Raw genomic sequence first — 19,664 nt, forward strand, 5'->3', positions numbered from 1 at the left:
TCGAGGCCCCGCGTTCTACACGGTGTGCGCGCCGAACCGGCGGAGATCGACGGCGGCGGCGGGATTGGCGAGGCCGGTGATGGCGGCGAGGCCGAGCACGCCCTCCCGGTCGTACAGCGAGACCACGCCGGTCATCACACCGTCGCCCTCGACGCGATCGGACGACGACATGCCGACCTCGAGTCCGCGCGGCAGTCGTGCGATGTGCAGAGTGACGTCCGCGTTGATGTATTCCAGCCCGCGCGTACCCATGTTGAGGGCGGCGTTGGCCACGTCGGCGGCACCGGCCAGCGCTTGGAACGGGGTCAGTTCCTCGCCGGTGACCAGCGGCACCGGGTACTGCCAGGCGTGCGTCCGGCTCGCATCCTGCGGTGTCTCCCACGGCGGCTGCCACCGGTCGGTCGCGTCGGTGCGATAGAGCCGTTCCAGGCCCTCCGCACGACATTCCGGTCCGGGCGGCGGGACCACCCCGGACTCCGGGGACCAGACCCGGCCGTTCACCGCATCGTTCGGCGCGAGGTACAGGGCGCTCGCCCGGGCGGCGGCTTTTCCGTGCTGACGGAGCACGGCGTCGACCAGGCAGAGACGACGGCCCGCGCGGACCACCTCGGTGACGACCTCGATCGGCGCCATGCCGACGGGCCGGAACAGGTCGAGGGTCCAGCGGGCCGGTCGCAGGCCGTCCCGTCCGAGGGCGGCGATCTCGGCTTCGACGCCGCGCGCCAGCGCCCCGCTCACCGCCAGCCCGCGCATCTGGGCCTCGCCCCAGCCGCTCGCCGCGATGTCGCGCGGCACCAGTGCGCCCGAGGAATCCCGATCGAACAGCGCCAGCGTCATATCTCTCCCGTCATTCCCCTCCGCTCTCGATCGTAGAGTCCGGCCCCCGCGTGTTCCTGGGAAGGATTTCTCCCAGGAACATCCGCCCGGTGATGCCCTAGCCTCGAGGACATGACCGAGAAGGCGCCGCACCTGCGAGAACTGGGAGCATTTCTGCGGGCCCGGCGCGCCGACGTGACCCCGGCCCAGGTCGGACTCCCCGAACGCGGCTTCGGCCCCCGGCGCGTCCCGGGTCTGCGCCGCGAGGAGGTCGCCGACCTGGCGGCGATCAGCCACGACTACTACACGCGCGTCGAGCAGGGCAGGCTCGCCCCGTCCGAGTCGGTGCTCGAGGTGCTGATCCGGGTGCTCTCGCTGGACGACGACCAGGCCGAGTACGCCCGCGAGCTGGCCCGGCAGTCGCAGCGCCGGGCCTCACCGCGCCGCACCGCCCGGCCGGTGCGGCCGCAGGTGCAGCGGATCCTCGACCAGTTGATCGAGACGCCCGCGCTGGTGTTCGGCAGGCATCTGGACATCGTCGCCTGGAACGATCTGGCGGCCGCCCTGCTCACCGATTTCGGCACACTGCCACCCGCGCAACGCAACTACGCCGTTCTGGTCTTCACCGATCCGGCGATCCGGGAGCTGTACACCGACTGGGATTCGGTGGCCCGCACCGTCGTCGCGGTACTGCGGATGGCCGCGGCCGACAGTCCACACGACCCGCGGCTGGCCGCCCTGGTCGATCGGCTCTCCGCCGACGAGGACTTCCGTGCCCTGTGGGCGGCCCGCCGGGTGGCGCGACAGCAGTTCGGCACCAAGCGGCTCCACCATCCCGTCGTCGGCGATCTGACGCTCGACTGGGACAGCTTCCGGTACGACGGCGATCCGGATCAGCAGTTGGTGATGTGGTCGGCGGAGCCGGGCACGGCCTCGCACGACCGGCTGAGAATCCTGGCGTCGTGGTCGATGAACGACGCGCATCGCGCCGATTCGAGGTCGTGACGCGCGTCGGCGTCTACTGCGGGTCGAGGCTGTCGGCGAGCTTCGAGAGCGCCTGCGCCACCTCGCGCAGCGCATCACCGACCTGCCTGCGCACCAGCGACTGCTCATCGGGCAGGGTGTCGGCGGCCCGGACCGCCGCCGAGGTGGCGGCCAGTGCCGTGTCCGCGGCGGCCACGACGGTGGCCCGTTCCAGTTCGGCGAGGGAACCGTTCACCACGGTCGGCGGCTGCGGCCGCGGGTCGGGCGCGGAGGTCACCGGGGCCACCACCGTCCGGCTCTGTCCGTCCGGGCCGATCACCTCGATGAACGACGTCCGGCTCAGGTCCGCGTAGTCGTTGACCTGGATCATCGGCGTCGCGTACGCGGCATCGACCGGTGCGTCGGCGGGCGCGTCCTTGTTCTTCCGGCGCTTGCCGGGCTTGGCGTCCTTGTGCTGTTTGGTCATCTCCACCCCTTCGGCCGGCGGCACGGGTATCGGCGCGGGCACGGCTATCGGCTCTGGTGCGGGCGGCGGTGCGGCTGCGGGCGGCCGTGCGGGCGCAGGCACGGGCCGCGGCGCGGGCCGGGATTCCGGCGCGGGCGGCGAGACCGGCAGCGGCTCCGAGATCGGCCGCAGCGCCGGGAAGCGGTGCATCCCGCCGTGCCCGGCGAACAACGTGCACTGCGCGGCGTCGATCGACCGGCCCTCGCACGGGGCGAGCTCGCGGCACGCCTGCGGGGTCCGCGCGAAATCCCCCCAGAGCAGCCACGCGCGACGGGCGGTGCCGCCACGACCGCCGTCGCTGGCGTGGAATCCGGGATGACCGTCGGGCAGGTCGCAAGTGAGCAGCCACGACGACTGCGGGGGCATCCGCAGCGCGGCACGATCAGAGGGCCCGGCGACGATCGACGACCAGCAACGAGCGCGCACCATGCTGCTCCACCTCACTTCATGCCTCGGCCCCGAGAGTCCCCCGCTCGGGTGCAGTCTACGAAGTCCGGCCGACAAGTGGGTAGGACATGCCGACAACCAGGGCATCGGTCACGCTACCGGGCGGCGACGATCTCCTCCCCGGCGAGCCGGAAGCGGCGCGACGGCGCCGAGTCCGCGGCGTCCGGAAAATCGGCCCGATAGTGGCAGCCGCGCGATTCGGTGCGGGCCGTCGCCGCGGCGACGACGGCGCGCGCGGTCAGGGTCAGGGCGGCGTCCTCGGTGTCGGCCCGCTCGGTCTGTTCCCGGAGCGGAGCGGCGCGAAGGAACTCGGCGGCGGCCGCCAGGCCCGGCGCATCGCGACGCAGCGCCACCCGCGCCGACATCAGGTCCTGCAACTCGGTGCGATCGGCGGCGGGGCGGCGCGCAGGCACCTCGACCGGAGCGGCGGCGAGGGGCTCGTCGCGGCGCGTGACCGCGACTCGCGCGGCCCGCCGGCCCATCACCAACCCCTCGAGCAGGCTGTTCGAGGCGAGCCGGTTGGCGCCGTGCAGACCGGTGCGCGCCACCTCGCCGGCCGCCAGCAGCCCCTCGATCCGGGTGCGGCCGTGCGTGTCGGTCACCACGCCGCCGCACAGGTAATGCGCGCCGGGCAGCACCGGCAGCCGGCCGTCGTCGGTGGACACGCCCGCCGCCCGGACGCCGGCCAGCACGGTCGGGAAGCGGCGCTCGAAGTCCGCGATCGCGGTGAAGTCGAGGTAGACGCAGGGCGCGCCGGTGCGGGCCATCGCGGCGGTCACCGCCCGCGCGACCACATCGCGGGGTGCGAGATCGCCCAGCGGGTGCACGCCCGCGGTGACGCTTTCGCCGTCGGCGTCGACCAGCCGCCCGCCCTCGCCGCGCAGCGCCTCGCTGACCAGCGTGCGACGTCCCCGCGCGCCCGGGACGTACAGCATCGTGGGGTGGAACTGGATGAACTCCAGATCCGCGACCTCGGCACCGGCCCGCAGCGCGAGCGCGATGCCGTCGCCGGTCGCCCCGGCCGGATTGGTGGTGGCCGCGTAGAGGTGCCCCACTCCGCCGGTCGCGAGCAACACGGTGGGCGCGTACACGGCCCCGTCGCCGCCGGGACCCGTGTACGCCACCCCGGCGGCGGTGCCGCCCGGCGCGACGAGGATCCCGGTGGCGCGGGCATCGTCGAGCACCGTGACGCCGGTGCCGTCGAGCGCCGCGCCGAGGGCGGCCTGCACCTGCGCACCGGTCGCGTCGCCGCCGGCGTGGATGATGCGGCGGACGCTGTGCCCGCCCTCGCGAGTGCGCAGGAAGCGTCCGTCGGGCCCGGTGTCGAAGCGCGCACCCCAGCCGACCAGGCGACTCACCGCGGACCAGCCGGCGGCGACGATCTCGGTGGTCGGTTCCTCGGCGGTGAGCCCGGCTCCGGCGAGCAGCGTGTCGTGCACGTGGAGCCCGACACTGTCCTCCGGATTGTCCGGCTCCACCACCGCGATGCCGCCCTGCGCGTAGAAGGTCGACGTCGACTGCTCGAGCTCTTCGGGACGCCACGCGCGGCCCTTGTTCAGCACGACCACCCGCAGCCCGGATTCCTCCGCGGTCAGCGCCGCCGTCAGCCCCGCCACGCCCGCACCGACCACCACCAGGTCGGCTCGTCGCTCACCGCTCATCGCCCTGCACCCTTCGTCGCATCGATCACCAGGTTATCGACTCATGATCGAAAACGGGTCGGGCGGAGACTTCGCACCGGATGCCGCGATGTCACAAATCGCTCGGGTGACACCAGAACAAGCTTCACCAACCCAAGCAAAGCAGGGACTTTAGTCCTAATTTTTCCGCGAAAACGGTACATATCCGGCATCTGCCTGCTGGCAAATTACTTCTGATAACGAACATTGCTAGATTTCCTGACCGAGCGCTCTGTCACTTTTCCCATCTCTCGTGAAACGGGTCACATACATGTCTCTCGCCTCTCTGTCTCGTCCGTCCCGCCGGAAAGCCGGCTCCCTGGCCGCCGTCGGCCTGGCCGCCGGAGTCCTCGCCGGCACCATCGGTCCGCAGGCCACCGCCCACGCCGACACCATGCTCGGCTCGCCCGTGCAGTGCGTCGCCGGCCAGAGTCCCACCGTCGTGCGGGCCTACAACAACAAGCCGAACGCGTCGCAGTTCAACGGCTCGGCCGACTGCACCAATGCCAGCGCCTCCATCGTCGCGAAGGTCGCCGACAAGATCCTGCCGCTGTTCGGGATGGACGCGTCCCTCAGCGACCTCAACGGAGCCGCGGCACGCGGCCTGATCGCGGCACTGCCCGGCACGGGAAGCGCGACCATCTCGGGCAGCGGCTACAACAGCGCCATCACCATCAACGGTGCGACGGCGGTCGCGAACGCCACCACGATGACTCCCCTGAGCGGCGCCATCGCCACCGCGATGGGCAGCAACTCACTCGCCGACGCCAACGGCGCACCCGGCGGTATCGCCATCGCCATGAACCTCACGCCGCAGACCACGTCCAAGGCGCGGGCCCTGCCGCTCAGCATCACTTCCGCGGTGTCGCTCGCCAGCCGCAGCACCTGGGCGACGGCACTCGGCGGTTTCGCCTCGGCGCAGACCAGCGATGGCACCGACATCAATCACCCGGTCAATCTCGACAAGACCATCTGCACCGCCCTGTACGCGCAAGCCTCCATCAGCAATGTCAAGGGCGAGACACAGCAGTCATGCACCAGCGTGCTGTTCATCTTCCAGAAGACGACCGACACCAGCCCGACCACCGTGTACGCCATCAAGAACCCGCTCGACATCGGCCTCAGCTCGATGGCCTACAACAACCAGTTCCTGCCGCTTCTCGGCACCGCGGGCATGCCCTCATCGATGCTCGACATCTTCGGCACCAATCTGATCCCCGAGTTCCGCAGCGACATCGTGCGCTTCAACGTCGACGCCGACGGCAACATCACCGGCGTCGAGAGCGATCTGCCCCAGTGGCTGAGCGGCGTCGTCGACTCGATCAAGAGCGGCATCAGCTCGATCGGCAACAGCGGCACCACCGCCACCGACGGCACCACCGCCACCGCGGCTCCGAGCACTCCGACGCAGACGCCGAATCTGACGTCCGCCGCCGTCAGCCTCGACACCGTGACCCCGGTCACCCCCTCGGCCGCGACCACCACCTCGGACACCACCGGCCCGGTCGTCACTCCGGCGCCGCAGCAGCCCACCGCGGAGGCGGCGCCGAGCGCCACCGCACCCACCGTGACCGATAACTCGCAATCGTCCACCGACACGACCGCGGCCGATAACTCGACCACCTCGGATACCTCGTCGTCGACCGCGAGCGACACCACCACCGCGAGCGACACCACGACCGCGAGTGACACCACGTCGTCGACCGATACGTCTTCGTCGACCGATACGTCGTCGGCCGGTGACCTGGGCTGACGCCCGGCCGCGCAGGCACGCCGAACCGGCGCACCCGACCTCATCGGGTGCGCCGGTTCGCTACCCTCCACCGCAATGTCCGAAACAACGCCGCCGCAACGCCCGGCCGCCCGCTGGTGGACGATCGCCACGATCGTCACCGCCGCGCTGGCCGCCGTCTTCTGCGCGATCCTCCTGGCCGTACACGCCGAATGGCTCGATCTCCTCGGCTGGCTGGCCGCCTACGTCGGCCTTCTGGTGGCCGGCGGTCTCTGGCTGGCCTTCGCGATCGTCGGCGCCGTCCGCTACCGCGCCTGGCGGCTCACGCTGATCGCCCCGATCATCGTGGTCGTGACGGCTGTCCTGGCGTTCCTCGAGGTGCCCGGCCAGGCGGTCTTCGCCGTCTCCCGCGGCGCCCTGACCGATGCCGCGCAGGAGTGCGCCGAAGGCGGAAAGTCCTGGCACGGCGCCGTGCGCGTCGACCGCACCCGGCGGCTCGACGACGGCACCTGCCTCTTCTACACACCCGGCGGATTCATCGACAGCGTCGGCTGGGCCTACGTCCCGGACGCGGTCGGTGTCCCGGTCTCCGACCCGAACGACGGCGGCATCAGCTACGCCCACGTGACCGGTGACTGGTATCGCTTCACCTGGCACTTCTGACGGCCGGCGTGACCGGCCCGTCGCGCATCCGCCGCATTGACGCAGGTCACGAAAATCCGGATCGGTACGGGCGCGGACTACTATACGGAACGGTGATGACTGAGAAGCCTGTCGACGACGACGTCCGGGAGCAGTTGCCGGCCGTCTCCGCGGCCACGGAGGTCACCCGATTCTCCTCCACCGCGGCACACGCCGCCTTCGGGGTCGGCCGGTTCCTGGCGACCACCGCGAACGACCTGATCCACGGCAAGGCGCCGACCAAGAAGAACGTGGCGCACGAGGTGCGCGTGACCTTCGAGCACCTCGGTCCCACGTATGTGAAGCTCGGTCAGCTGATCGCGTCGAGCCCCGGAGTCTTCACCCCGGCGCTGTCCGAGGAGTTCGAGTCGCTGCTCGACCGGGTCCGGCCCGCGTCCGCCGAGGACGTGCACCGCATCATCGCCGAGGAGTTCGGCCAGGGCGCCGACGAGGTCTTCGCGACCTTCGACGACGAGCCGATCGCGTCCGCGTCGATCGCTCAGGTCCACACCGCCACCCTGCGCACCGGGGAGGAGGTGGTGGTCAAGATCCAGCGACCGGGGATCGCCGACCGCCTCGCGCCCGACGTCGCCATCCTGGAACGACTCGCCGGCCTCGTCGAACTGTCCGAGTACGGCCGCATGCTGAGCGCCCGCCACGTGGTGGAGGACTTCGCCGACGGCCTCAACGCCGAACTGGACTTCCGCAACGAGGCCGCCACCATGGAGGAATGGTTCGAGTGCCTGCAACCCGGGCCGTTCGGCGACCGGGTGCGGGTCCCGAAGGTCTATCACGACCTGACCACCGCGCGCGTGATGACCATGGAGCGCATCCACGCGGTCCGTATCGACGACGTCGCCGCGGTTCGTGCCGCCGGGCACGACGGCGAGGCACTGTGCCGCAATCTCCTTCTCTCCCTGCTGGACTCGGCGTTCCACGGCGGGCTGTTCCACGGTGATCTGCACGCCGGCAACGTCCTGGTCGATGACGACGGCAAGCTCGTCCTGCTCGATTTCGGCATCGTCGGGCGGTTCAACGCCCGCACCCGCCGGATCCTGCGCCAGCTGGTGGTCGATCTGATCGTCAAGCAGGACTACGAATCCGCCGGCCGGGCGATCTTCCTGCTCGGCGCCGTCCACAAGCCCGGGTCGACGGCCAAGGGCGGCGAGGACCTGAAGAAGGTGACCGTTCCGCTCTCGACCACCGAGATGGGCTCGATGAGCTACACCGATCTGGGCCGCCAGCTGGCCGCCGTCGCCAAGGCGCACGACGCGCGGCTGCCGCGTGAGCTGGTGCTGGTCGGCAAACAGCTGCTGTACGTGGAGAAGTACATGAAGCTCCTCGCGCCGCGCTGGAAGGCGATCTCGGACCGGGAGATCTACGGCTACATGGCCGGAATCATGAAGGAAGCCGAGCGCGACCGCCGCGCCGACCGGGGCGGACAGACCCGGTGAACGCCGCGACCTAATAGTCTGGACCCACATGTGGTCCGTACCGACGACCCCTGCTGCTTGGAGCCGAACACATGAGACGTTTCTGGATGGCGCTGCTGGCCTTTCTCGGGCTCGCATGCATCGCTGCGGCGATCACCATTCCGACATACCTCGTGCCGAAGCTCAAGGTGGTCCCGCTCGACCTCGACATCACCTCCGATGCGAGCTCGATCGCCAGCGGCGGCGCCGGTGACCGCTTCCCCGCGGTGATCTTCGACCGCTGCTCCATCGCCAAGTCCAAGGCCGCCCAGCTGCACGTGAACCTCAAGCAGCAGCGCCGGTCGATCATCGTGGAGCCGTCGAACGCCGAGCAGGCGACGCTGCAGTCCGCGCAGACCGTGCTGGTGGAACGGATCCGCGACGCCGACGGGCAGGAGAAGACGCCGAGCGTCGCCCCGGCCGGCGAGGAACGCAAGTGTGACGACGGTCTGCTGACCGCGAGCATCGACCACGTGTCGGTGGACCGGAAGACCTCGGTGCCCAACGGCAAGGTGAGCTTCCTCCAGATGGAGGCGCCCGCGGACGGCGAGTCGGTCAAGGACGTCTCGGTGCCGCTGGAGAACCGGAAGGGCTTCCAGTACAAGTTCGGCTTCGGCGTCGAGAAGCGGAATTACTACTACTACGACCTGAACACCCGGCAGGACACCGTCGCCAGCTTCGTCGACGAGAAGACCATCGACGGGCTGAAGGTCTACCACTTCAAGACCGAGGTCCCCGAGACCGATCTGTCCGACCTGCCCAATCCGCAGGGTGAGGCCGCGCTGGGCACCATCCTGACCATGCCTGCCAAGTGGTGGGGCATCACCGGCCGCGGCATCAAGCCGAACACCCCGGTCACCATGCACCGGTACGCCTCGGCCGTGCGCGAGGTGTGGGTGGAGCCGGCCACCGGCACCATCGTCGACGGCCTCGAAGCGCAGCACCAGTACTTCAAGTCCCCCGACGACCCGGGCGACGTCCCCGCCGCGGTGACCGAGTTCCGGATGGATGCGCTCAAGGCCGATTTCAAGTGGTCCGACACCACCGTCGCCGAGCAGGTGAAGCGTGCCGATCACTACCGCGGCCTGCTGAAACTGGGCGGCACCACGCTGCCGATCGTCCTCGGGGTGGTCGGTGCGCTGCTGCTGGCCGTGTGGGGCCTGCTGCTCTTCCGCGGCCGCCGCCGGGGCGATGACGGCACCGGCGGGGACGGCGGCTCCGGTCCGGATCTCGCCGCGCCCGTCGACGACGATCCGACCGCGGCCGCGCCGCAGCCCGAACCCGGGCCCGGTGCACCGGCCGCCGCGTTCGCCGCCGCACCGACCGCCGCGGACGAGTACTGGGCGCCACCGGTCCCCGGCGGCGAGCCGGAGATCGACGACACCGTCGACACCATCGTCTTCGACCATCCCCTCGAGCCGGCGGCGCCGGCCGACGAGTTCCGTCCGCTGGACAATCCCATCGCGGCGATCCCGGTGGACCTGCCGCCGGAGGAGCCGACCGTCATCGTGCCGATCGAGGACTTCGTCATCGACACGTCCGTCTTCCAGCGGCCCGCGTACGACGCACCGGCGGCCTACACCGAGCCGCTCGCCTTCGGCGAACCGCTCGCGCCGGAGGAGCCGACGGCCTACGACACCCCGGAGACCGACCAGCACGGCAGGCACGAGCGCCCGTAGCCGCGGTCGCGAGGCCACTGTCCCGGGGACCGCGGCCTCTCGACGTACCGCTCCGGGTCAGGAGCGGCGCGCCACCGCCCGCCCGGCCGCCCGGCCGGAGAAGATGCAGCCGCCGAGGAAGGTTCCTTCCAGCGCGTTGTAGCCGTGCACGCCGCCGCCGCCGAAACCGGCGACCTCGCCGGCCGCGTACAGCCCGGGGAACGGATTCCCGTCGGGCCGCATCACCTGCGCGTCGAGGTTGGTCTCCAGCCCGCCCAGGGTCTTGCGGGTGAGGATGTTGAGGCGCACGGCGATCAGCGGCCCGCACTCGGGGTCGAGGATGCGGTGCGGCTTGGCGACGCGGGTGATCTTGTCACCGGCGTAGTTGCGCGCGTTGTGGATCGCCATGATCTGCGCATCCTTGGCGTAGCCGTTCTCCACCTGCGTGTCGCGGGCGGAGATGGTGCGCTCGAGTTCCTGCAGGTCGATGTGCCCGCCCCGGCCGATCTCGTTCATCCCGGCGACCAGCTCCGGCAGGGTGTCGCGCACCACGAAGTCGATGCCGTGATCCAGGAAGTCCTGCACCGGTCCCGGCGCCCCCTTCGCCAGCCGGCTCTTCGCGGCGGCGGTGAGCGACTTCCCGGTGAGATCGGGGTTCTGCTCCGAACCGGACAGCGCGAACTCCTTCGCGATGATGTCGCCGGTGAGGACGAACCAGGAGTAGTCGTACCCGGTCGCGAGGATCGCCTTCATCGTGGCGTTGGTGTCGAAACCCGGAAAATTCGGGGCGGACAGCCGATTGCCGTCGGCGTCGAGCCACAGCGACGACGGCCCCGGGATGATGCGGATCGCGTGATCGGTCCAGATCGGATCCCAGTTGTGGATGCCCTCGGTGTAGTGCCACATGCGGTCGCGGTTCACCAGGTTGGCCCCGGCGCCCTCGGCGATCTTCAGCATGCGGCCGTCGACGTAGTCCGGGACACCGGCGATCATGTGCTCGGGCACCGGTCCGAGCCGCTCCACGGGCCAGTTCTCCCGGACCATCTCGTGATTGTGACCTATCCCACCGGTCGTGACGATCACCGCCGGAGCGCGCAGTTCGAACTCGCCGGTCTCGACACGGGAACTCGGGGTCCCGCGCTCGGCGTCGGTCGGTTCGAGCACCGCACCGCGGACGCCGACCACCACCCCGTCGCCCGCGTCCGGCGCACCCGGTTCGCGGCCCTCGACGATCAACTCGTCGACGCGATGACGGAAGGCGAACTCGACGAGCCCCGCGCGCTCGGCCGCCAGCACCGGTTCGGCGAAGACCCGGACCACCTCGGGGCCGGTGCCCCAGGTGATGTGGAAGCGCGGCACCGAGTTGCCGTGGCCGTCGGCGAATCCGCCACCGCGCTCGGCCCAGCCGACCACCGGGGTGAACTTGAGACCGAGATCACGCAGGTACTGGCGTTTTTCCGTCGCGGCGAAGTCGACATAGGCGCGCGCCCACTGGCGCGGCCAGTAGTCCTCGTCCTCGCGGTCGAAGCCGGCCGAGCCGAGCCAGTCCTGCAGGGCGAGTTCCGGCGAGTCCTTGATGCCCAGCCGCCGCTGCTCGGGACTGTCGACCAGGAAGATGCCGCCGAGCGACCAGAACGCCTGCCCGCCCAGATTGTTTCGGTTCTCCTGATCGACGACGAGCACTCGCTTACCCGCCTGCACCAACTCGTAGGTCGCCACCAGGCCCGCCAGCCCGGAACCGACGACGATCGCATCGGCTTGTCTCTGTTCGCCCACGGCCATTCCTTCCCCGAACTTCTGCGCCACCACTGTGGCTCATCGCACAGCCTATCCACTGTCCGGCGGTGTCCGGCCCTTTGCTTGGCCGTTATCGGTCCGTTATTCTTCGACTCGAGCGAAATCCCGGGCCCTAGTACCCTGTGGAGGCACGCCCGAGGGGCGCGCTCGAAACTTCGGGGGTTTCGCACCGATACGACCGCGGCCGGCGTCGGCCAAGATCGCCAAAGGATTGTCTATGTTCTCCAGCGCCCGTAAGCGCTTGCTCGCCGTCGCCCTGGCCACGGCTACCGCGCTCGGCGGCGCGGCCGCCGTCGCGCCGCACGCCGAGGCCCGCGGCTCCTGCCCCGGCAGCGTCGAGCGTGTCCACTCGGCCGCCATGCACCGCGCGGTCCCCGTCTGCATCATCAGCGCGGGCGGCAACAACAAGCCCACGCTGTACCTGCTCGACGGCCTGCGCGCCCCGAATAACAGCAGCGGCTGGCTGCTCGAGACCGACGTCGCGCAGTGGATGCGCGGCAAGGGCACCAACGTCGCCATTCCGTTCGGCGGCGGCGGCAGCTTCTACGCCGACTGGGAGCAGCGCGATCCGCACCTCGGCCTGAACAAGTGGGAGACCTTCCTCACCCGCGAGCTGCCGGCGTACATGAAGAAGAACCACGGTTCGGACAACCGCCGCAACGGCATCGCCGGCCTGTCGATGTCGGGCACCGCGGCCCTGAACCTGGCCTCGCGCCACCCGCAGTTCTACAAGGCCGTCGCGTCGTACTCGGGCTACCCGACCGTGACCATGCCCGGCTTCAACCAGGGCATTCAGGCCTCGGTCGCCGAGATGGGCGGCAACCCGACCAACATGTGGGGCATCTGGCCCGCCGGCGAATGGGCCGCCAACGACCCGTTCCTGACCGCGGGCAACCTCGCCGGTCACCGCGTCTACGTGTCCTCGGGCACCGGCGTCGGCAGCCGCTACGACTCCTCGCTGACCCCGGGCAACCCCGGCTTCAACCCGGTGAAGTTCGCGCAGATGGTGCCGCTGGAGGTCGCCGCGTCGACGTCGAGCCAGCTGTACATCGCGCGTATCGCAACCGTGCCGGGCGTGCGTCTGACCACTCACATCACGCCGGACGGCGCGCACTGGTGGGACTACTGGCAGGCCCGTTTCAAGGAGTCCTGGGCCACCACCTTCCGCCCCGCGTTCTTCTGATCGCGACGCAGGACCAATGACACGGCCGAGGCCGGGCAATCCGTAGTGATTGCCCGGCCTCGGCCGTTCCGCAGGTCGTACTGGCGATAGGCTGGGGTCATGGCAGCCGGGCAGACCATCCTCACCGTGAAGTCCAAATACGCGATCTTTCTGACCCTCGGTATCGAACCGGGCGGCGAGGACCGGGTCCGGGACACCCTGGAAGGACTCTCCGGCCGCGTCCGGTCGGTGGGTTCGCGGAATCCGGATGCGCGCCTGACCGTCGTCACCGGCATCGGCTCGGATGCCTGGGACCGGCTGTTCGCCGGCGCCCGCCCCAAACTGCTGCGCCCGTTCAAGGGTTACGTGGGCGAGGTGCACACGGCTCCGGCCACGCCCGGCGACATCCTGCTGCACATCAAGGCCCAGACGATGGACGTCTGCTACGAGGTCGGCCAGCTGCTGACCGCCGACTTCGGGGACTCCGTGCGCACCATCGAGGAGATCCACGGCTTCCGGTACTTCGACCTGCGCGACCTGACCGGCTTCGTCGACGGCACCGAGAATCCGGAGGGCCAGGCCGCCGTCGACACGATCCAGGTCGGTCCGGCCGACGATCCGGCCTTCGCCGGCGGCAGCTACATCACGGTCCAGCGCTACGAGACCGACATGGCCAAGTGGAACGGCATCACCGTCGAACAGCAGGAGAACGTCTTCGGCCGCAGCAAGTCGGAGAACGTGGAGATGGACGACGACGTCAAGCCGGTGAACGCGCACATCGCGGTGAACCAGGTGAACGACGCCGAGGGCAACCAGCTGCAGATCGTGCGCGACAACATGCCGTACGGCGATGCCTCCGGCACCGGCGTGAAGGGCACCTACTACATCGCGTACTCCAAGACCCCGGACGTCACCGACACCATGCTGGAGAAGATGTTCATCGGCGATCCGCCCGGCAACTACGACGCGCTGCTCGACTTCACCACCGCGGTGACCGGTTGCGAGTTCTTCGCACCGTGCGCCGACTTCCTCGACGCCCTGCCGCCGGCCCCGGCGACCACCCCGGCGCCGCCCGCCGAACCCGCACCGGCCGCACCGGTCCGGCCCGCCGACGGCTCGCTCGGCATCGGCAGCCTCCGCCGCCGGTGACCGCGGCGCCTCCCGAACACCCGTCCACCCGATCAACCCAGGAGTACCGATGAACAATCTGCACCGCGAACTCGCCCCCATCTCGTCCGCCGCCTGGGACGCGATCGAAGAGGAAGCCACCCGTTCGTTCGCCCGCAACAGCGCCGCGCGGCGCGTCGTCGACGTCGAAGGCCCCCTCGGGCTCGACGTCGACTCCGTGACCCGGGGCCGTCGTGCCAAGATCGATTCCCCCGCCGACGGGATCCAGGCGTTTCTGCGCCAGGCGCAGCCGCTGGTGGAACTGAAGGTGCCGTTCACGGTGACCCGCGAGGCGATCGACGACGTCGACCGCGGCGCGTCGGACAGTGACTGGGACCCGGTGGTCCGGGGCGCCAGTGAACTGGCCCGCGCCGAGGACACCGCCGTCTTCGAGGGCTTCGCCGCCGCCGGCATCACCGGGATCACCGAGGCCGCCGCGTCCGAAGCGCTCGACCTGCCCGCCGACGCCGTCGACTTCCCGGACGCGGTCAGCGCCGCCATCAACCGGATGCGCCTGAGTTCGGTCGACGGACCGTACTCGCTGGTCCTGAGCGCCGACCTGTACGCCGAGGTCAACGAGACCGTCAACGACGGCTACCCGGTGCGCGAGCACCTGCAGCGGATCCTCACCGACGGCGAGATCATCTGGGCGCCGGCCATCAGCGGCGCGGTGCTGATCAGCACCCGCGGCGGCGACTTCGAGCTGGCCATCGGCCAGGACGTCTCGATCGGCTACGACTCGCACGACGCGGACGTGGTGAACCTGTACTTCACCGAGTCGTTCACCTTCCTGACCTACACCCCGGAGGCCGCGGTCCCGCTCCGCCCCGCGAAGTAGCCCGCGCGAGCGACACCCGCTCCACCGAAGCGACACCCGCCGCCGAAGCGACAGGCGCGGGTGTCGCTTTCTTGTCGGGTGTCGCGGTCCCGCGGCGGCCGTCGCGGGCGCCGGACGGGTTGATCAGCCGCGGTCCGGAAGTACAGTGGGTCCATGAGATTCGCTCGAATCACCATCGACCCCGAGCTGATGGCCGGGTTGCCGTGCATCCGCGGACTGCGCATGCCGGTCGCTAGCGTCGTCGCCATGGTCGCGGACGGTATGACGGCCGAGGAGATCGTCGCCGAACATCCTGACCTCGAAGTCGCCGACGTCGCCGAAGCGCTCCGCTACGCCGCCGAGGCCGTGCGGGAGCGAGAGCTTCCGCTGCGCCATTCGGCGTGAACTTCCTGCTCGACGAGAATCTGTCACCGCTCGTCGCGAAGCACCTCAATGCCGCCGGGTATTCCGCAGTTCACGTCCGGGATCTGAGCCTCCAGGGATCCTCCGACGACGAGGTCATCAGGCATGCAAGCCAGTCAGGCCGAATCCTTGTCAGTTCAGACACCGACTTCGGCACCCTGCTGGCACGCAGCGGAGCGACCTCGCCCTCCTTCGTACTGATCCGGCGCGCCGCGGACCGTCGAGCCGCCGACCAGGCACGACTCTTGCTCGACAACCTGCCCGCCGTCGCCGAAGACCTCGCCGCGGGCGCCGTAGTCGTGCTGGGCGAGGAGAAGATTCGTATTCGGCGACTTCCGATCTGAGCCGGCCGATAGAGCGGCAGAGCTCGCGGAACTCACCATGAAGCACGACCGTTCAGCGCGGGAACTTTGACGACGGCGACTCCGTCGGTCCTTCCTACGAGAAACACCTCGCCCAGCCACCTGCGCCGAAGCGACAGGCGCGGGTGTCGCTTTTCTTGTCGGGTGTCGCGGTCCCGCGCCGGCCGTCGCGGGCGCCGGACGGGCATTCCGGGCAATCCTCCGGCGAGCGGAATCCGGCCCCGCTGACGGGCGCACGGATCGGCCGCTAATCCCCTCGCCGCTGTCGGGGGCGATGCGTAGGGTGGACGAGTGCTGATCCGCCTGCTGCGCACCTACCTGGCGAGGTACGCCCCCAACATCGCCGCCGTCGTCGGCCTGCAACTGGTGGCCACGGCCGCCATGCTGTACCTGCCGACGCTCAACGCGGACATCATCGACGACGGCGTCGCCAAGGGCGACACCGGCTACATCCTCTCGACCGGCGGCTGGATGCTGCTGATCTCGGCAGCCCAGGTGATCTGCTCGGTGTCGGCGATGTACTTCGGTGCCCGCGCCGCGCTCGGCGCCGGCCGCGACATCCGGCACGACCTGATGCACCGCGTCGACGACTTCTCCGCCCGCGAGGTGGGGAAGTTCGGGGCGCCGTCGCTCATCACCCGCACCACCAACGACGTGCAGCAGGTTCAGCTGCTCGCGGTGATGAGCATGTCGATCCTGGTCATGGCCCCGATCATGGGTATCGGCGGCATCATCATGGGTATGCGGATCGCACTGTCGATCTCGTGGATCCTGGTGGTCGCGGTCCCGGTCCTCGGCATCACGATGGGCCTGATCATCTCCCGGATGATCCCGGGCTTCCGCGCCATGCAGGCCCGCATCGACGACGTGAACCGGGTGCTGCGCGAGCAGATCACCGGCATCCGCGTGGTCCGCGCCTTCGTCCGCGAGCGCTACGAGACGCAGCGGTTCGACGTCGCCAACCGCAGTCTCGCCGATGCCTCACTGCGCGTCGGCCGGATGATGGCGCTGATGTTCCCGGCGGTCATGCTGATCACCAACCTGACGCTGATCGCGGTGCTCTGGTTCGGCGGCAAGCAGATCGACTCGGGCAACGTGCAGATCGGCGATCTGACCGCGATGATCAGCTACGTCATGCAGATCATGATGTCGGTGATGATGGCGAGCTTCCTGGCGATGATGGCCCCGCGCGCCGGCGTCTGCGCCGATCGCATCTGCGAGGTCCTCGACACCGAGACCTCCGTCAAGCCGCCGATCGACCCCGTGCCGATCACCGGCGATCCGGCGATCGTGACGTTCGACGACGCCGAGTTCCGCTACCCCGGGGCGACCGCCCCGGTGCTGTCCGGGATCGGCTTCACCACCGCGCCGGGCACCACCACCGCGATCGTCGGGTCCACCGGTTCGGGCAAGACCACCCTGATCAACCTGATCCCCCGGCTGCTCGACGTGACCGGCGGCGCGCTGTCGGTGGGCGGGGTGGATGTGCGCGACGCCGACCCCGACGAACTCCGCCACCACATCGGACTGGTGCCGCAGCGGGCGTACCTGTTCTCCGGGACCGTCGCCGACAACGTGCGCCAGGGCAAGATCGACGCCACCGACGACGAGGTCTGGGAGGCGCTGGAGATCGCGCAGGCCGCCGACTTCGTGCGGGCCATGCCGGACGGGCTGGACACCGACGTCTCCCAGGGCGGCACCACCGTCTCCGGCGGCCAGCGCCAACGACTCGCCATCGCCCGCGCTCTCATCCGCAAGCCGTCGATCTATCTGTTCGACGACTCCTTCTCCGCACTCGACCTGGCCACCGACGCCCGGCTGCGGGCGGCGCTCGCACCGGCCACCCGCGCGGCGGCGGTGATCGTCGTCGCCCAGCGTATCTCGACCATCACCGGCGCCGACCAGATCGTCGTGCTCGATCGCGGTGCGATCGCCGGGATCGGCACCCACGACGAACTCCTGGCGACGTGTCCGACATACGCGGAGATAGCCGAGTCCCAGCTGGCGATCGGACAGGCGTCGTGACGCGCGGCGGCCCGCCCGGGATGGCCCCGGCGCAGGAGAAGGCCAAGAGCTTCGGGCCGACGCTGCGGCGGCTGGTCGGGCAGCTCGGCGCGTACCGGGTCCGGTTGCTGGTGGTGCTGGCGTCCATCGTCGGCTCGGTGACGCTGACCGCGATCGCCCCGCGCATCCTCGGCGATGCCACCAATCTGCTGTTCGAGGGCGTGATCGGCAGTCGTCTGCCCGCCGGGATCAGCAAGGAGCAGGCCGTCGAGGGGCTGCGGAGCCACGGACAGAACACCTTCGCCGACATGGTCTCGTCGATGAACGTCGTCCCCGGCCACGGTATCGACTTCAGCGCGGTGGGCCGGGTGCTGACGACGGTGCTGGTCCTGTACGTCAGTTCGGCGATCCTCGGCTGGCTGTCGGCGTATCTGCTGAATCAGGTGGTGGTCGGGACCATCGCGGCGCTGCGCGCCGATGTCGAGACCAAGGTGCACCGGCTGCCGCTCTCGTACTACGACGCCGCCGCGCGCGGCGATCTGCTCAGTCGCGTCACCAACGACCTCGACAATCTGTCGCAGAGCCTGCAGCAGACCATCAGCCAGTTGCTGAACTCGATCCTGACGGTCATCGCCATCCTCATCATGATGCTGACCATCTCGCCGCTGCTGTCGCTGATCGCGATCGCGACGGTGCCGCTCGCGGTGATCGCGACGGCGATGATCGCCAAACGCTCCAAACCGCACTTCATCGGCCAGTGGAGCTCCACCGGCAAGCTGAACGCGCAGGTCGAGGAGACCTTCACCGGACACGAGATCGTGAAGGCGTTCGGGCGCCGCGAGGAGGTGGAGCGCGTCTTCGACGAACAGAACGAGGCGCTCTACGCCTCGAGCTGGAAGGCGCAGTTCATCTCCGGCATCATCATGCCGGCCATCATGTTCCTCGGGAACCTGAACTATGTCGCGGTGGCCGTCGTCGGCGGTCTGCGAGTGGCCTCCGGGCAGCTGAGCCTCGGCGAGGTGCAGGCCTTCATCCAGTACTCGCGCCAGTTCACCCAGCCGCTCACCCAGATCGGGTCGATGTTCAACCTGATGCAGAGCGGCGTGGCCTCCGCCGAGCGCATCTACGACGTGCTCGACGAGCCCGAGGAGTCCCCCGATCCGGCCGAGCCGATCACCCCGGCGACCGACACCGGGCACATCGTGTTCGACGACGTCAGCTTCCGGTACCGCGCGGACCGGCCGCTCATCGAGCACCTGTCGCTGGATGCCGAGCCGGGGCACATGATCGCCATCGTCGGGCCGACCGGCGCGGGCAAGACCACGCTGGTGAACCTCATCATGCGGTTCTACGAGGTGGACTCCGGACGCATTCTGATCGACGGCGCCGACGCGGCGAAGATGACCCGGGACGACCTGCGCGAACGCACCGGCATGGTGCTGCAGGACTCGTGGCTGTTCGGCGGCACCATCTACGACAACATCGCCTACGGCGATCCGTCCGCGAGCCGCGAGCAGGTGATGGAGGCGGCCCGGGTGAGTCACGTGGACCACTTCGTCCGCACGTTGCCCGACGGCTACGAGACGGTGATCGACGACGAGGGCGGCGGCGTCAGCGCCGGTGAGCGGCAGCTGATCACCATCGCGCGCGCCTTCCTGGCGCAGCCGACCATCCTGATCCTGGACGAGGCCACCAGCTCGGTCGACACCCGCACCGAGCTGCTGATCAGCCAGGCGATGGCCAACCTGCGGCGCGGCGCCGGCGGCGACCGTACGAGCTTCGTGATCGCCCACCGCCTGTCGACCATCCGGAACGCGGATCTGATCGTGGTGATGGAGGAGGGCTCGATCGTGGAGCAGGGCACGCACGACGAGCTCATCGCCGCCCGCGGCGCGTACTTCCGGCTTTACAACGCGCAGTTCGCGGGTGCCGTCGAATGAGAGCGTGACCAACGCCTC

General features: G+C 69.7%; 16 protein-coding genes. 12 read left to right on the forward strand and 4 right to left on the reverse strand.

The window, feature by feature from the left end:
• Positions 1-15: 15 nt before the first annotated feature.
• Positions 16-837 carry an acyl-CoA thioesterase domain-containing protein gene (locus ACSEEN_RS04315; RefSeq protein WP_440712413.1) on the reverse strand — a complete coding sequence of 274 codons (822 nt, stop codon included), beginning with the start codon at positions 835-837 and terminating at the stop codon, positions 16-18.
• A gap of 111 nt (positions 838-948) precedes the next feature.
• Between ACSEEN_RS04315 and ACSEEN_RS04320 the strand changes: the two genes are divergently transcribed.
• On the forward strand, positions 949-1,821 hold the full coding sequence (locus ACSEEN_RS04320) for a helix-turn-helix domain-containing protein (protein ID WP_440712414.1): 873 nt from the start codon (positions 949-951) through the stop codon (positions 1,819-1,821).
• 13 nt (positions 1,822-1,834) lie between these two features.
• Here ACSEEN_RS04320 and ACSEEN_RS04325 read toward each other — a convergent pair whose 3' ends face one another.
• Both ACSEEN_RS04325 and nadB read right to left on the reverse strand, forming a co-directional pair.
• Positions 1,835-2,734, reverse strand: a complete 900-nt coding sequence (locus ACSEEN_RS04325) for a hypothetical protein (RefSeq protein ID WP_440712415.1) — start codon at positions 2,732-2,734, stop codon at positions 1,835-1,837.
• A 113-nt stretch (positions 2,735-2,847) separates the two neighbouring features.
• Positions 2,848-4,413, reverse strand: a complete 1,566-nt coding sequence (gene nadB, locus ACSEEN_RS04330) for an L-aspartate oxidase (RefSeq protein ID WP_440712416.1) — start codon at positions 4,411-4,413, stop codon at positions 2,848-2,850.
• Positions 4,414-4,702: 289 nt separating this feature from the next.
• Here nadB and ACSEEN_RS04335 point away from each other — a divergent pair, with 289 nt between their 5' ends.
• The 4 genes from ACSEEN_RS04335 to pgfA all read left to right on the forward strand — a co-directional run bounded on the left by ACSEEN_RS04335 (position 4,703) and on the right by pgfA (position 9,995).
• The gene (locus tag ACSEEN_RS04335; protein ID WP_440712417.1) at positions 4,703-6,184 is read left to right on the forward strand and encodes a hypothetical protein; all 1,482 of its coding nucleotides are present in this window, start codon (positions 4,703-4,705) and stop codon (positions 6,182-6,184) included.
• Between the two features lie 75 nt (positions 6,185-6,259).
• Positions 6,260-6,826 (forward strand): hypothetical protein, encoded by a 567-nt coding sequence (locus tag ACSEEN_RS04340; protein ID WP_440712418.1) that lies wholly within the window; start codon positions 6,260-6,262, stop codon positions 6,824-6,826.
• A 95-nt stretch (positions 6,827-6,921) separates the two neighbouring features.
• Positions 6,922-8,298: an ABC1 kinase family protein gene (locus tag ACSEEN_RS04345; RefSeq protein WP_247865502.1), complete on the forward strand. Its 1,377-nt coding sequence runs from the start codon at positions 6,922-6,924 to the stop codon at positions 8,296-8,298.
• Between the two features lie 71 nt (positions 8,299-8,369).
• The gene (gene pgfA, locus ACSEEN_RS04350) at positions 8,370-9,995 is read left to right on the forward strand and encodes a cell envelope lipid trafficking protein PgfA (RefSeq protein ID WP_247865503.1); all 1,626 of its coding nucleotides are present in this window, start codon (positions 8,370-8,372) and stop codon (positions 9,993-9,995) included.
• Positions 9,996-10,052: 57 nt separating this feature from the next.
• Here the strand turns inward: pgfA and ACSEEN_RS04355 are convergent, their stop codons facing one another.
• Entirely contained in the window at positions 10,053-11,756 is a 1,704-nt protein-coding gene (locus ACSEEN_RS04355) for an FAD-binding dehydrogenase (protein ID WP_440712497.1), read from the reverse strand.
• A gap of 232 nt (positions 11,757-11,988) precedes the next feature.
• Here ACSEEN_RS04355 and ACSEEN_RS04360 point away from each other — a divergent pair, with 232 nt between their 5' ends.
• The 7 genes from ACSEEN_RS04360 to ACSEEN_RS04390 all read left to right on the forward strand — a co-directional run bounded on the left by ACSEEN_RS04360 (position 11,989) and on the right by ACSEEN_RS04390 (position 19,646).
• Positions 11,989-12,954 (forward strand): alpha/beta hydrolase, encoded by a 966-nt coding sequence (locus ACSEEN_RS04360; protein ID WP_247865504.1) that lies wholly within the window; start codon positions 11,989-11,991, stop codon positions 12,952-12,954.
• 99 nt (positions 12,955-13,053) lie between these two features.
• The gene (locus ACSEEN_RS04365) at positions 13,054-14,082 is read left to right on the forward strand and encodes a Dyp-type peroxidase (RefSeq protein WP_298442431.1); all 1,029 of its coding nucleotides are present in this window, start codon (positions 13,054-13,056) and stop codon (positions 14,080-14,082) included.
• Between the two features lie 49 nt (positions 14,083-14,131).
• Positions 14,132-14,938 (forward strand): family 1 encapsulin nanocompartment shell protein, encoded by an 807-nt coding sequence (locus ACSEEN_RS04370; protein WP_247865506.1) that lies wholly within the window; start codon positions 14,132-14,134, stop codon positions 14,936-14,938.
• A gap of 153 nt (positions 14,939-15,091) precedes the next feature.
• Positions 15,092-15,322: a DUF433 domain-containing protein gene (locus tag ACSEEN_RS04375; protein WP_440712419.1), complete on the forward strand. Its 231-nt coding sequence runs from the start codon at positions 15,092-15,094 to the stop codon at positions 15,320-15,322.
• Positions 15,319-15,684, forward strand: a complete 366-nt coding sequence (locus tag ACSEEN_RS04380) for a DUF5615 family PIN-like protein (RefSeq protein WP_440712420.1) — start codon at positions 15,319-15,321, stop codon at positions 15,682-15,684. Before ACSEEN_RS04375 ends, ACSEEN_RS04380 begins: the two co-directional genes overlap by 4 nt.
• 309 nt (positions 15,685-15,993) lie before the next feature.
• Positions 15,994-17,727: an ABC transporter ATP-binding protein gene (locus tag ACSEEN_RS04385; RefSeq protein WP_440712421.1), complete on the forward strand. Its 1,734-nt coding sequence runs from the start codon at positions 15,994-15,996 to the stop codon at positions 17,725-17,727.
• On the forward strand, positions 17,724-19,646 hold the full coding sequence (locus tag ACSEEN_RS04390; RefSeq protein WP_371308688.1) for an ABC transporter ATP-binding protein: 1,923 nt from the start codon (positions 17,724-17,726) through the stop codon (positions 19,644-19,646). The genes ACSEEN_RS04385 and ACSEEN_RS04390 overlap by 4 nt, the downstream gene beginning before the upstream one ends.
• The last annotated feature ends 18 nt before the right edge of the window (positions 19,647-19,664 follow it).

Source organism: Gordonia marina (assembly GCF_052036135.1).
Taxonomy (GTDB): Bacteria; Actinomycetota; Actinomycetes; order Mycobacteriales; family Mycobacteriaceae; genus Gordonia.

What these genes read in the sequence shown, in the direction of transcription:
- ACSEEN_RS04315 (WP_440712413.1), bottom strand. Translation starts at nt 837, where the DNA reads ATGACGCTGGCGCTGTTCGATCGGGATTCCTCGGGCGCACTGGTGCCG.
- ACSEEN_RS04345 (WP_247865502.1), top strand. Translation starts at nt 6,922, where the DNA reads ATGACTGAGAAGCCTGTCGACGACGACGTCCGGGAGCAGTTGCCGGCC.
- ACSEEN_RS04335 (WP_440712417.1), top strand. Translation starts at nt 4,703, where the DNA reads ATGTCTCTCGCCTCTCTGTCTCGTCCGTCCCGCCGGAAAGCCGGCTCC.
- ACSEEN_RS04325 (WP_440712415.1), bottom strand. Translation starts at nt 2,734, where the DNA reads ATGGTGCGCGCTCGTTGCTGGTCGTCGATCGTCGCCGGGCCCTCTGAT.
- ACSEEN_RS04340 (WP_440712418.1), top strand. Translation starts at nt 6,260, where the DNA reads ATGTCCGAAACAACGCCGCCGCAACGCCCGGCCGCCCGCTGGTGGACG.
- pgfA (WP_247865503.1), top strand. Translation starts at nt 8,370, where the DNA reads ATGAGACGTTTCTGGATGGCGCTGCTGGCCTTTCTCGGGCTCGCATGC.
- ACSEEN_RS04370 (WP_247865506.1), top strand. Translation starts at nt 14,132, where the DNA reads ATGAACAATCTGCACCGCGAACTCGCCCCCATCTCGTCCGCCGCCTGG.
- ACSEEN_RS04375 (WP_440712419.1), top strand. Translation starts at nt 15,092, where the DNA reads ATGAGATTCGCTCGAATCACCATCGACCCCGAGCTGATGGCCGGGTTG.
- ACSEEN_RS04365 (WP_298442431.1), top strand. Translation starts at nt 13,054, where the DNA reads ATGGCAGCCGGGCAGACCATCCTCACCGTGAAGTCCAAATACGCGATC.
- nadB (WP_440712416.1), bottom strand. Translation starts at nt 4,413, where the DNA reads ATGAGCGGTGAGCGACGAGCCGACCTGGTGGTGGTCGGTGCGGGCGTG.
- ACSEEN_RS04320 (WP_440712414.1), top strand. Translation starts at nt 949, where the DNA reads ATGACCGAGAAGGCGCCGCACCTGCGAGAACTGGGAGCATTTCTGCGG.
- ACSEEN_RS04360 (WP_247865504.1), top strand. Translation starts at nt 11,989, where the DNA reads ATGTTCTCCAGCGCCCGTAAGCGCTTGCTCGCCGTCGCCCTGGCCACG.
- ACSEEN_RS04355 (WP_440712497.1), bottom strand. Translation starts at nt 11,756, where the DNA reads ATGGCCGTGGGCGAACAGAGACAAGCCGATGCGATCGTCGTCGGTTCC.